We start from the raw sequence: 12,513 nt of genomic DNA, 5'->3' as shown, positions 1-12,513 counted from the left end.
TCAACCTCTATGCCGCCAAGGGCGTGTCGGTGATCGTGTTGATCTTGCTGTTGGCTTGGTGGGTGGCGGGGTCGTTCCAGGTTCCGTCGCGCCAGCAGGCCCACATGACACGAAGCCAGGCGCGGGCGGGGATGCGGATGGCGTGGGGATGTCGTTTCTGGCGGGAGCGGGCGTCGTTGTAGATTTTCGCGGCCCGGTCGCCGCTGTGCCGGCTGTTGTCGGCGAAGGCGGTCAGGGCGACGCGGGCTCTGCGGTTGGTCGCGAACCGGAATGCGACCGTGCGGGACTTGCCCGATGCTCGCGTCACGGGAACGACACCGGCCTCGGCGATGAGCTGCTCGCTGGTGCGGGCGCGTTCCAGGAGCGGGCCGATCTCGCCGACGACCTGGCCGAGGCTGACTTTGCCGATGCGCGGCATGGTCGCGAACAGCGGCGCGTAAGGGTGGGTTTCGACCGCTTCGGCGATGGCCTTGTCCAGCGTGCGGATGGTCGTGCGGATGCCCTTCACCAGCTGAACCTGGACCTGGACCAGCTGCTCGACGGCTGCCTCGCTGAGGCGGGAGGCGGCCTTCGGGGCCGTCCGCAGGCGTTCGATCAGGACACCTCCGGGCTTCCTGCCGGAGTAGCCGTGGCGCTTGCACCAGGCTTCGAGGCGTCCGGCGGTGAGCCTGGCGGCGGAGGCCGGGGTGGGGTAACGCTCAAGGAAGGCCACCGCGATATCGCTGTCGAGGTCGGCGAACACGGCCTTGCCGCCGGGCCAGTGCGTGTCCAGCAGCGCGGCGAGCTGATTGACCGCCGCGATGCGGGCCTCGACGTGGTCGGCGCGGGTCCGGGTGAGGGCCTGCAAGTCGAGGGTGGCCCGCTCGGTGGGCTCCAGCCGGGGCAGCAGGTGTCCGTCGGTGCGCAGGTAGTCGGCGAGTTTCATGCTGTCGCCAGCGTCGGTCTTGGCCTTGCTGGCGCCCCAGCGTGGGCGCGTCGCGTGGAAGGCGTTCGGGTGCACCGGGACCACAGGATGGCCGGCGGCCGGCAGCCGGTCCACGGCCAGGCCGCGGCTGGTCTCGATCATCACGGGCAGATCCGCCGGGGCTCCGTGCTCGCCCAGCCGTGTCAGGGTCCTGGCGAATCCCTCTTCGGTGTGGGCGAACTCCCACCGGTCCACGCGTTTTCCGGTGTCGTCCATGACGGTCACGTCATGGGTCTCGGTCGCCCAGTCCCCTCCGATGAACACGAAAGAAGTACTCCTGTGACGTCGACGGAGCACCTGCCCGGTGGTGGTGAGGTCGTCTGCCGGGAGCTCATCAATCGGCCCTCTGCGGGGCGTGTCCCTGAAGCCGATCAGACGGCCTCGGCCCGGCGGGGCCGGCGGAACTCACGCCGGCCGTCGAACGGCTCGCACTACTGGCCATGCACCTGCCGGGACCGAGAGGTCACAACCCTACCGAAGAGGGGTGCAGAAGGGATGGTCCTCTCATGAGCACCACCGCCACCGCCCCGCAGGACGTACGCCCCGCGGGCCGGCCGCCGAAGGGCTTCTCCCGTTACCGCGGTTACGCCCTGGAACTCGTGATGATCGCCGTCGCGGTGGTCTTCCTCTTCCCCGTGTACGCGCTGGTCACCCTGGCGATGAAGGACCCGCGGCAGATAGCCGAGTCGCCCCTGTCCCCGCCCGCGCCGCCGACCTTCGCCAACTTCGGGGACGCCTGGTCCTCCGCCTCGCTCGGACCCGCCCTGGTCAGCAGTGCCGTCATCACCACCGTCAGCCTGCTCCTGCTGATCCTCCTCGGCTCCACCGGCGCCTACTACCTCGCCCGCCGGGCCCGCGGACTCGGCTACGGGCTCTACGTCCTCTTCCTGCTCGGGATCGTGCTGCCGTTCCAGCTCGGGATGATCCCGCTCTACAAACTGGTCGACACCCTCGGCTGGCTCGGCACCTACCAGGGCATGGTCCTCTTCTACACGGGCATCCAGCTCCCGTTCACCGTCTTCCTCTACACCGGCTTCATCCGCGCCCTGCCCGCGGACTACGCCCAGGCCGCGCTGATCGACGGCTGCGACCATCGGCAGGCGTTCACCCGGGTCGTCTTCCCGCTGCTGCGGCCCATCACCGGCACCGTGATCATCCTGAACGCGGTGTTCATCTGGAACGACTTCTTCACCCCGCTGCTCTACCTGGGCGGATCCGGCAAGGAGACCGTGCCCGTGGGGGTGTTCGCCTTCGTCGGCCAGTACGTCTCCGACTACGGCCTGGTCTTCGCCGGACTGGTGCTGGCCGCGCTGCCGATCCTGCTGGTGTTCCTGCTGCTCCAGCGCTATGTCATCAAGGGGTTCGCGAGCGGCCTCAAGGGCTGAGCGGGCCGGGAGGGCCGGGAGGTTTGACTCCAGGGTCCTCCCGGGGCTCCCGGTCCTCCCGGTCCTCCCGGGGCGGCGTCGGGCTCACCGGGCGCCGGCGGGGCCCCGCCACCGGGCCCGCGCGCTCTCCACCCGGAACAGATACTCCGCGTACGCCTCCTCGTAGAACGCCACGCCCGCCGGATCCGGCTCCACCACCGCCTCCGGCGCCGTCCACGCGGCGACGTCCAGCTCCCGGCCCAGCCGCTCGCCCCGGGCCGCGACGGCGGCCAGCACCGCGCCGCGCGCGCCCGGCTCCGGGCCGCGCGCCACCCGCAGCGGCCGGCCGATCACCTCGGCGAACAGCCGCAGCCAGGCCGGGCTGCGGGTACCGCCGCCGCACACCGCCAGATCGCCGGTGAGGCCCGCCGCCTCCAGACAGTGCCGGGCCGCGAAGGCGATCGCCTCGCACATGGCCCGTACGAGGTCGGCGCGCGAGGCCCGCAGATCGAGGCCGGTGAACTCGGCGCGCGCGGTGTGGTCCACGAACGGGACGCGCTCGCCCGAGGGCGACAGATAGGGGAGCGCGGCCACGCCCCGGGCGCCGCGCGGTGTCCCGTCCAGCAGATCCGAGAGCTGCGCGTGCGAGGTGCCGGTAATTCCCAGCACCCAGTCGAGCGCGACCGTCCCGGTCATCGCGGGCAGGGCCCGCATATGGCGGTCGGATCTGGCCAGCGCGAGATGGAAGCCCACCGGCTCCGCCTCGAACGCCACCCGCTCGACCACGACCTGGCACGCCAGCGTCGTACCGACGATGAGCAGCCCGTCCCCCGGCTCCGTCACCCCCGCGCCGATCGCGCACGCGGGCAGGTCGTAAGGGCCCGAGGTGACCGGTGTCCCGGCGGGCAGCCCCGGGACGTTCCCGAGCGCCTCCCCGTACGGCAGACTCGCCGCGATGGGCGGCAGCAGCCCCGCGCGGTGACCGACGCCGAGGGCTTCGAGCGCCTCGGGGGCGTAGGCGCGGGTGCGCGGGTCGAGGAAGGGGACGGAGGCGTCGGAGAGATCGGTGGAGCGCTCGCCCGTCAGCCGCAGATGGAGGATGTCCTTGCAGCACGCGGCGGTCGTCGCCGCGTCCAGGGAGCGCGGCTCGTACCGGTCCAGCCAGGCCAGCAGCGGCCCCGGGGAACCCGGGAACAGGACGTTCCCCGTCCGCCGGTACATCTCCCGCGCCGTACCGTCGGCCATCCACCCCGCGACGAGGGCGCCCGCGCGGCCGTCCATCCAGGAGAGCGCGGGGCGCACGGCCCGGCCCCGGTCGTCGGCCAGCCACAGGCCGTCGCCCTGGCCGGTGAGGGCGACCAGCGCGGGGGTACGGCCCGCGGTCACCGCGGCGACCACGGTACCCGCGGCGCGCACCACCTCTTCGACGTCCTGCTCCACGTGGTCGCCCTGCCCGCCCAGCGAGATCGGGACCGACTCCACACCGCGTGCCGCCCCGTCCTCCGCGAAGGCGACCGCCTTGGCCACCGAGGTACCCATGTCCACTCCGACGAACACCGTGTCTCCTCTTGCCGATTCGATTCGATGTGCTGTGCCGCGGGGGCCGTAGATCTTCAGACGACGCGGTGCGCGAGCGGTTCACCGCGCAGGAAACGGCCCACCTCGGCCGCCGCGATCCGTGCCGCGTTGTGCGCGACGGCGGTGTTCGCGCCCGCCAGATGGGGCGTCATGACCAGCCGGGGAGCGGTCCGCAGCCGCGACCCCGGCGGGGGCGGCTCCACGGCGTACACATCGAGGCCCGCCGCGCCGAGCCGCCCCGACTCCAGCGCGTCGCACAGCGCCTCCTCGTCCAGCAGCGCGCCGCGCGCGCAGTTGACGACCACCGCGCCCTCGGGGAGCAGCGCCAGTTCGCGGGCGCCGAGCAGCCCCCGGGTCTCCGGCGTCAGCCGTGCGTGCAGCGACACCACCTCGGAGCGGCGCAGCAGCTCGTCCAGGTCGGCGACGGGCGTACCCGCCGCGCGCAGCGCTTCCTGGTCCGCGTACGGGTCGTACAGGAGGACCCGCGCGCCGAACGCGGCCAGGGCGCGCGCCACCCGGCTGCCGACCGCGCCGCAGCCGACCAGTCCGACCGTCGCACCGTCCAGTCCGGGGCCGCAGTTGCCGTACGTGTAGAACTCGCCGGCCCAGCGGCCCGCGGCGAGCGCGGCGGACGTCTCCGGGATGCGGCGCATCGCGGCGAGGAGCAGGCCCACCGTGTACTCGGCGGTGGCGGCGGCGTTCCGGCCGGGCGTGTTGCAGACCTGGACGCCCCGCTCCTTCGCCGCGTCGAGATTGACGTTGACGGGCCCGCCCCGGCCGACCACCACCAGCCGCAGCTCGGGGGAGCCTTCGAGGACCTTACGGGTCACCGGGGCCATCTGGGTGACGCAGACGCGCGCCCCCTCCAGCGCGGCGAGGACGGTCTCCTCGTCACCCGACGCCTCCACGACCTCGCCGACCGGGCCGAACGGGGTCAGCGGCCAGTCCAGCAGCAGCTCCGCGATCGTATGGTCACGGCCGATCTCGGCCTCCAGTTCCCGGGTGAACAGGTCGGGGGCGACGAAGTGGTCGCCCGCGGCGAGGATTCTCATCGGCGCGGTCTCCTTCGGCTGGACTGGGCGGACGCCGGGTGGTTCGGCCGAACCCGGCGCCGCATGCGTACGGGGGGCGGGCCGACGGCATGTCAGACGGCGGCGGTCTCGGCGATCTGGTAGGGGACACCGCGCTCGTCGAGGGAGCGCAGCACATCGGGCGGGGTGCGGTCGTCGATGAGTATCAGATCGAAGGTGGTGAGCGGGGTCAGCCGGTGCAGCGCGGTGCGGCCGAGTTTCGAGTGGTCGATCATCAGGACGCTGCGCCCGGCGGCCTTGAGCATCGCCCGCTTGACGGCGACGATGCGCTGTTCCTGGTGGAAGGCGTAGTCGCCGTGGACGGACGAGGTGGAGACGAAGCACAGGTCGACGCGGAGCGCCTCCACGGCCTCCACACAGGGGACGCCGAGGAACGAGTCGTGCAGCGGGTCGTAGTCGCCGCCCAGCGCCATGAGATGGAGGCCGCGTTCGTCCGCGAGGAGGTTCAGCACCTCCAGGAAGTTGGTCACGACGGTCAGCGGCTCGAAACGGGGAAGGAGCCGGGCCAGCTCCAGCGCGGTGGTCGAGTCGTCCAGCATCACCGACATGCCGGGCTCGATCAGCGACGCAGCCCTGGCCGCGATCGCCGCCTTCTCGCGACGCATGGACTTCTTGCGGAACGCCACATTGCTCTCGAACACGCCGGAGGGCTGGACGGTGACCCCGCCGCGGAACTTGCGCAGCACACCCTCGCGTTCCAGCTCGTCGATGTCGCGGTAGATCGTCATCACGCTCACGCCGAACCGCTCCGCGAGATCCGACGCCGACACCGAGCCCTCGGTCAGCACATGGTCGGAAATCTCGCGGCGGCGCTGGAGGGGGCCCCGCCGGCTCTTGTCCTGTGACATTCCTCGGTCCTGTTCCAGCGACACCTCAGTAACATCAAGCTCTGAGGATATAACATTGTTTGTTGATGTACCGTCGGCAGTGTTCACCACGGACAGCGGGCAGGTCAACCCGTCGGCCGACCGGGTGGAGCGTTCCTCACCAGGCAGGACACGGGAGATCCGGGCCGCGGTCGGCTGTCGGGACGTCAGCCCTGAGGCGTGGGCGCGGGTGTGAAAATCGCCCTGAGGTCACGCGTCGTCAGCTCAGCGGGCATCGCTGTCCCATGACGGGCATCGCTGTCCACGACGGGCATCGCATACCACGACGGGAACGACGGGAAGGCGGGAGCTTGTGACGGACCCACGCCACGGGGACGTGTGGATCGGCGTCGACCTCGGGACCCAGAGCGTGCGCGCGCTCGCCGTCACCGACGACGGCCAGGTGGCCGGCCGCGGCTCCGCCCCCCTCACCGGACACCGCGACCAGGACCGCCACGAACAGCTCCCCGCCGACTGGTGGTCGGGCGTCCGTGACGCGCTGCGCGGAACGCTCCGTACCGTCGCCGCCGCGCGGGTACGCGGCCTCTCCGTGTGCGGCACCTCCGGTACGGTCCTGCTGACCGGACCCGACGGCGCGCCGCTCAGCCCCGCGCTCATGTACGACGACGGGCGCGCCGGCGCCGAGGCCGTACGCGCCCAGGAGGCCGGCGCCGAGGTATGGCGGTCGATGGGACACCGCATCCAGCCGAGCTGGGCCCTCGCCAAACTCCTCTGGCTGACCGGGGCGGGCACGCTGTCCGGTACGGCGCTCCGGGGGGCCCGCGTCTGCCACCAGGCCGACTTCGTCACCGCCCGGCTCGTCGGTCACCCCGTGCCGACCGACACCAGCCACGCGCTGAAGACCGGATACGACCTGACCACCCGGACCTGGCCGCTCGCCGTCCACGACCGGCTCGGCCTCACGGAGCTGGACTTCCCGGCCGTCGTGCTCCCCGGCACCCTCCTCGGTACGGTGTGCGCCGAGGCGGCCGAGGCGACCGGGCTCGCCGTGTCCACCCCGGTCGTCGCCGGCATGACCGACGGATGCGCCGCCCAACTCGGCTCCGGGGCCTGGGACATCGGCCAGTGGAACACCGTCCTCGGTACCACCCTCGTCCTCAAGGGCGTCACCGCCGCCCCGCTCCACGACCCCGCCGGCGTGCTCTACAGCCATCTCTCCCCGGACGGCCACTGGCTCCCCGGCGGCGCCTCCAGCGTCGGCGCGGGCGCCCTGACCCGGGCGTTCCCCGGGGCCGACCTCGCCCACCTCGACCGGCTCGCCGCACACCGCGAACCGGCGGGCGCCGTCGCCTACCCCCTCGTCTCGCACGGCGAGCGCTTCCCCTTCCTGGCCGCCGACGCCGAGCCCTTCCTGCTGTCCACGCCCCGCGACGACGCCGACCACTACGCCGCGCTGCTCCAGGGCGTCGCCCTCGTCGAACGGCTCTGCCTGGCGTACATCGGCCAACTCGGCGCCCCCGTCGACCGGGCGGTCACCTTCACCGGCGGCGCCACCCGCAGCGCCTACTGGAACCAGCTCCGCGCGGATGTCCTGGGCCGCAGAGCCACCGTCCCCGCGCACACCGACTCGGCGCTCGGCATGGCGGTGCTCGCCGCGCACGGCGTCCGGCGCGCCGCCACGGACGCCGGCCGGGCGGGACCGGACGCGCCGCTCTCCGACCTGCGCGCGATGGTCCGCGTCCGTACGGTCCTGGAGCCGCGCCCCCGGGTCGGCGCCCGCTTCCAGGAGCCCTTCGTGGCCCTGGTCGACGCACTGGAACAGCGCGGCTGGCTGCCCGCGCCGACCGCCGCCTACGCACGGGAGCACGGATGAACCCCGACTCGACCCCCCTCGCGCCGGCGCCCGCGGCGCCCGCGACACCCCCGGCGCCCGCGACGCTCTTCCTCGCGCGCCACGGCGAGACCGTCTGGCACGCGGAGAACCGGTACACCGGCGTCAGCGACATCGAACTGACCCCGCGCGGCGTCGAACAGGCCGGGGAACTCGGCGGGTGGGCGGGCGGCGCCCGGCTCGACGCGATCGTCACCTCCCCCCTCTCCCGGGCCCGGCGCACCGCCGAACCGGCCGTCCGTACGACGGGCCTGACGCCCGTCGTCGAACCGGAGCTGACCGAGGTCGACTTCGGGGTCGCGGAGGGGCGCACCCTCGCCGAACTCCAGGCGTCGCACCCCCGCGAGACGGCCGACTTCCTCCGCGACCCGGCCGCCCATCCGCTGCCGGGAGGGGAGGACCCGAAGGCCGCCGCGGGCCGGGGCGCGGCCGCCCTGCTGCGCCTCGCGGAGGCGTGGCCCGGCGGGCGTGTGCTGGTCGTCGCGCACAACACGCTCTTCCGCCTCGTCCTGTGCCGGCTGCTCGGGATCCCGGAGAGCGAGTACCGCAGGGTCCTTCCGGGGCTCCGCAACTGCGCGATCACCGAGGTACGGGTGACGGCGGGGCAGCCCGCGCTCCTGTCGTACAACGTGCCCGCGACATCGTCGGCGTGACCGCGCAGAGGCCGGCGTCATCCCATCGGGTCCGGGAACGTGCCCTCCGGCGCTCCCGCTCGTTGTATCGATCATGAACGTGCAACGGATTCTCACCGCAGCCGCCGCCGGTTCCGCGCTTCTCGCCGCCGTCGCCCCCGCCGCCCAGGCCGCCGACCTCGGCTCCACGCTGAGCGGTACGGCGAAGACCGCCGTCGCTCTCGGCCAGGAGGCCAAGCCGGTTGTCCAGGGTGTCACCGGGGACAAGGTGGGCAAGAAGGTCGGCGCCGTGAAGAAGGCCGTCCAGGCCGGAACGGACGCGGTCCAGGCTGGCAATGAACTGATCAACTGACCCGACGAGCGTATGTCCGGGGCGGGGCGGTGCCGACAGGCGCCGCCCCGCCCCCGCGTTCCGCCACCGGTGTGTTCCGGCCGCCTGTATGCCGAAGCCCCTTGTTACCGAACCCTCTTGTATGCCGAACTACCCAGGCGTGGTTGCCCGTTGGCGTCCCGACGTCAACAATGCCCATGACAAACCGAAGGAACTTCGGTCACAGAGGGGACACCACATGAGAAAGCCTCTCCTCGGCGCGCTTCTCGCCGTCCTGCTCCTCGGGGCAGGCGCGGCACCCGCGATGGCCACAAGCCATGACGCGGGCGCGCCCACGAAGGCTGTACGGGCCGACGCGGCCACCCGCGTCGCCGATCCGGCACCCCGAACCCAGCTCGCCGCGGTCGACTTCGCCGGAACGGTCGCGCTCAGCAACTGCTCAGGCTCCGTCGTCCGTACACCCCGGTCGCAGCCGTCCGACCCCGCACTGGTCCTGTCCAACGGGCACTGCCTGGAGACCGGCTTCCCGGCCGCCGGGCAGGTCATCGTCGACCGGGCGTCCACCCGGACCTTCACCCTGCTCAACTCGGCCGGCACCGGGGTGGCGACCCTGCGGGCCAGCAAGATCGCGTACGCCACGATGACCGACACGGACGTCTCGCTGTACCAGCTCACCAGCACCTACGCCCAGATCCAGAGCGCGTACGGCATCACGGCGCTGGAACTCAACGCCGCGCGCCCCGTGCAGGGCACGGCCATCAAGGTCGTCTCCGGCTACTGGAAGCGCATCTACAGCTGCGGCATCGACGGCTTCGCCTATCTGCTGAAGGAGGGAAGCTGGACCTGGAAGGACTCGGTCCGCTACACCTCGGCCTGCAACACCATCGGCGGCACCTCGGGCTCGCCCGTGATCGACGACGCCACCGGCAAGGTCGTCGCCGTCAACAACACGGGCAACGAGGACGGCGCGCGCTGCACGCTCAACAACCCGTGCGAGGTCGACGCGAACGGCACGGTCACCGTGCGCCAGGGCATCAACTACGCGCAGGAGACCTACGGGATCGTGGCTTGCGTCACCACCGGAAGCAAGATCGATCTGAGCGCCGCGGGCTGCACCCTGCCCAAGCCGTAAGCCGTAAGCCGTAAGCCGTAAGCCGTAACGCCCGCGCCGCGCGGTGTGCGACGCGCGACGGCTGCCGTCCGGCATCCCGGACGGCAGCCGTTCACTGGGGGCGCCGGGTCACCTCGGTACGGAACTCGCCGGGCCGGCAGTCCTCTTGAGCGGGCCCACCGACTCCAGGGTCGGGACCACCCGGTCGATCGTGCCGTCCGCCGCGAACATCATCCGGTCCAGAGTGGTCTCCCGGTGCATCCCGTCACCGCGCGGCTTGCCGGGGCCCGAAACCGCGAAACGGTGGTACGCGATGTACCAGTCGTCCGTGCCGGGGGCCCGCACCACCGAGTGGTGTCCCGTGCCCTTGATGCCCAGGTCGGGACGTTTGGAGAGGATCACGTCCCGCTTGGTCCAGGGGCCGAGCGGGGAGGGCCCGGTGGCGTACGCGACCTGGTAGTTCTCGCTGCGGGTGTCGTCCTCCGACCACATCAGGTAGTACGTGCCCTGCCGTTTGACGACGAAGGTGCCCTCCCGGAAGCCGCTCGGGGTGATCCGGCGGATCTCGGACGGATCGTACGACACCATGTCGTCGTGGAGCGGGACCACGTACGCGTCGCCGTTGCCCCAGTAGAGATACGACTGCCCGTCGTCGTCGGTGAACACCGACGGGTCGATCATCTGCCCGCTGAGCCCACCGCCCTTGGCGACCAGCGGCTTGCCGAGCGCGTCCTTGAACGGACCCGCCGGGCTGTCCGCCACGGCCACCCCGATCTGCTGCTCGGCGCAGAAGTAGAAGTAGTACTTCCCGTCACGCTCGGCCGCCGCCGGTGCCCACGCGTTGCCGTCCGCCCAGCTCACATCGGGCCCGAGGTCGAGGACCACCCCGTGGTCCCGCCAGTTGACCAGATCGGCCGAGGAGTACGCCTTGAACCGGGTCCCGCTCCAGCCCTCGAAGCCGTCCGTCGTGGGATAGATGTAGTAACGCCCGTCGAAATACTGGATGTCGGGGTCCGCGTTGAGCCCGGGGAGCAGCGGACTGCGCATGTGCAGCGCGGTGACCGTCCAGGTCCTGCGGGTGCCGTCGGCGGCGGTGACGGTGTATGTCTGCGGGGCGCGGAAGTCCCGTCGCGTTCCGGAGGGCGGGCTGATCCGCGCGCCCGCCGAGAGGCCGAACTCCGGTGCCAGGTGCGAGAGACGCGTGCCCGGCTCCAGCGGCAGGGTGACCTTGGCCGTCGCGTCGTCGACGAGGGCGTACGCCTTGAGGCCGGGGCTCGTCGCGTCCGCGACCGACGCCTTGGGGGCGTACGCGCCGAGCAGCCGGTCGTACTCCGCCCGGGTCACCGGCAGGACGGTCCCGTGACGCGGGCTCGCCGGGAGTTCGTAGTTCTCCGACATGGTCCACCTGCCGGAGTCGAGGTCGGTGGTCTCGAAGGGGATGTAGCCCCGGCCCCCGAACTCGTCGATGAACAGGTACCACTTCTCCTCGGTGTTGGACTTGAAGACCGTCGGCCCCTCGCCCCGGGAGATCGAACCTTGGCCGATGCAGTCGGCGACGAAGTCGTACGAGGGGGAGCGCAGGTCGTCGGACTTCTCGGCGGTGATGAACTTGGCGCACGGGGTGGACGAGGAGCCGTCCCGCTCGTCCTTCGTGAAGCGGTAGTAGCTGCCGTCGTGCCGGATCACGGTCGAGTCGATGACCGAGTAGCCGGGGTCGTTCCACACCTTCGCCTCGCTGAAGGTACGGAAGTCGCGTGTGGTCGCGTACATCATCTTGTTGTACGTCGAGCCGGTGTGCTGCGGGTCGTCGTCCGCGTAGATCTTCGAGGCCCAGAAGACGACGTACGCGTTCAGCTTGTCGTCGTAGTACGCCTCGGGGGCCCAGGTGTTGCCCGCCGTGTCCGGGGCGACCTTCACCAGCCGCTGGTCGGTCCAGTTCACCAGGTCGGTGGACTCCCACACCATGATGGACTTGCTGCCGGTGCGCTGCACCTGGTCCCAGTTGCCGTTGCCGTACATCCGGAGGTCGGTGGCGATCTGGTAGAACTTGTCGCCCTCGGGGGAGCGGATGACGAACGGGTCGCGCAGCCCCTTCGTACCGAGGTCCGAGGAGAGGACCGGGTTGCCGCCGTTCAACTCCCGCCAGTGCAGCGGGTCGTTGCCGCGGCTGAGCGCGGTACGGATCTGCTCGCCGTTCGCGGTGCCCTCACCGGTGAAGTAACTGAAGGCGTAGCCCGTGTACTTCTGCTTGGCGGGCAGTTCGCGGACGGTGGCGGGGAACACCCGGGTGGCGTGGGCCTTGCCGCGGGTGACGGTGGCGGTGAGCCGTACGGACCGCGGGCCGGAGCCGTGCCGGGGGCGGTGGACCAGGCCGGTCGTGTCGATCACCGCCGGCTTGTCGGACTTCCAGCGCACGGAGGTGGAGGCGGTGCCGGTGTCCGGCAGGGTGAGATGGCCGCGTACGTCGTCCAGGCCGGCCACGGTGAGCTGTTGGGCGGCGAGCGTGGTGGCGGCCTTGTCGCTGTCGTCAGGGGACTCCGCGTGCGCGGGCCCCCCGGGTACGGCGAGCAGTCCGAGAAGCAGGGCGAAGAGTGGAACGAAGCCTCTGCGTGCGGAGCGGGGGCGCATGGAGGTCCTCCCCGGACAGAATGTTCTGTGAGGTATTGCGCGTTCCTGTTGGAACGGCCGTCTCGAAGTGTTGTCACTTGTGCGACACAGCGTCAA

At 71.6% G+C, this 12,513-nt stretch carries 10 protein-coding genes; 5 read left to right on the top strand and 5 right to left on the bottom strand.

Features of this window, described 5'->3' with window-relative positions:
* Positions 1 to 7 precede the first annotated feature (7 nt).
* On the bottom strand, positions 8 to 1,228 hold the full coding sequence (locus ACIQ7D_RS13960) for an IS110 family transposase (RefSeq protein WP_403937136.1): 1,221 nt from the start codon (positions 1,226 to 1,228) through the stop codon (positions 8 to 10).
* 242 nt (positions 1,229 to 1,470) lie between these two features.
* Here ACIQ7D_RS13960 and ACIQ7D_RS13955 point away from each other — a divergent pair, with 242 nt between their 5' ends.
* Positions 1,471 to 2,349: a carbohydrate ABC transporter permease gene (locus ACIQ7D_RS13955; protein ID WP_403937134.1), complete on the top strand. Its 879-nt coding sequence runs from the start codon at positions 1,471 to 1,473 to the stop codon at positions 2,347 to 2,349.
* An 84-nt stretch (positions 2,350 to 2,433) separates the two neighbouring features.
* Here the strand turns inward: ACIQ7D_RS13955 and ACIQ7D_RS13950 are convergent, their stop codons facing one another.
* The 3 genes from ACIQ7D_RS13950 to ACIQ7D_RS13940 all read right to left on the bottom strand — a co-directional run bounded on the left by ACIQ7D_RS13950 (position 2,434) and on the right by ACIQ7D_RS13940 (position 5,845).
* The gene (locus tag ACIQ7D_RS13950; RefSeq protein ID WP_403937133.1) at positions 2,434 to 3,885 is read right to left on the bottom strand and encodes an FGGY family carbohydrate kinase; all 1,452 of its coding nucleotides are present in this window, start codon (positions 3,883 to 3,885) and stop codon (positions 2,434 to 2,436) included.
* Positions 3,886 to 3,941: 56 nt separating this feature from the next.
* A complete protein-coding gene (locus tag ACIQ7D_RS13945; RefSeq protein WP_403937131.1) occupies positions 3,942 to 4,958 on the bottom strand; it encodes a 2-hydroxyacid dehydrogenase in 1,017 nt (338 codons plus the stop codon).
* A gap of 92 nt (positions 4,959 to 5,050) precedes the next feature.
* Positions 5,051 to 5,845, bottom strand: coding sequence for a DeoR/GlpR family DNA-binding transcription regulator (locus ACIQ7D_RS13940; RefSeq protein WP_403937129.1), 795 nt, complete (start codon positions 5,843 to 5,845; stop codon positions 5,051 to 5,053).
* 331 nt (positions 5,846 to 6,176) lie between these two features.
* On the opposite strand from ACIQ7D_RS13940, the gene ACIQ7D_RS13935 reads away from it, so the two are divergent.
* From ACIQ7D_RS13935 to ACIQ7D_RS13920, 4 genes are all read left to right on the top strand, one after another.
* Positions 6,177 to 7,697, top strand: a complete 1,521-nt coding sequence (locus tag ACIQ7D_RS13935; RefSeq protein WP_403937127.1) for an FGGY-family carbohydrate kinase — start codon at positions 6,177 to 6,179, stop codon at positions 7,695 to 7,697.
* Positions 7,694 to 8,368 (top strand): histidine phosphatase family protein, encoded by a 675-nt coding sequence (locus tag ACIQ7D_RS13930; RefSeq protein WP_403937126.1) that lies wholly within the window; start codon positions 7,694 to 7,696, stop codon positions 8,366 to 8,368. The genes ACIQ7D_RS13935 and ACIQ7D_RS13930 overlap by 4 nt, the downstream gene beginning before the upstream one ends.
* A gap of 73 nt (positions 8,369 to 8,441) precedes the next feature.
* Positions 8,442 to 8,699, top strand: a complete 258-nt coding sequence (locus ACIQ7D_RS13925) for a hypothetical protein (RefSeq protein WP_403937124.1) — start codon at positions 8,442 to 8,444, stop codon at positions 8,697 to 8,699.
* Positions 8,700 to 8,916: 217 nt separating this feature from the next.
* The gene (locus tag ACIQ7D_RS13920; RefSeq protein WP_403937122.1) at positions 8,917 to 9,810 is read left to right on the top strand and encodes a serine protease; all 894 of its coding nucleotides are present in this window, start codon (positions 8,917 to 8,919) and stop codon (positions 9,808 to 9,810) included.
* A gap of 108 nt (positions 9,811 to 9,918) precedes the next feature.
* Here ACIQ7D_RS13920 and ACIQ7D_RS13915 read toward each other — a convergent pair whose 3' ends face one another.
* Positions 9,919 to 12,417 (bottom strand): family 43 glycosylhydrolase, encoded by a 2,499-nt coding sequence (locus ACIQ7D_RS13915; protein WP_403937121.1) that lies wholly within the window; start codon positions 12,415 to 12,417, stop codon positions 9,919 to 9,921.
* Between the last annotated feature and the right edge of the window lie 96 nt (positions 12,418 to 12,513).

Source organism: Streptomyces sp. NPDC096310 (genome assembly GCF_044763125.1).
Taxonomy (GTDB): domain Bacteria; phylum Actinomycetota; class Actinomycetes; order Streptomycetales; family Streptomycetaceae; genus Streptomyces.
Note: the sequence above shows the minus strand (reverse complement) of the source record. Positions and strands in the feature narration are given on the sequence as shown.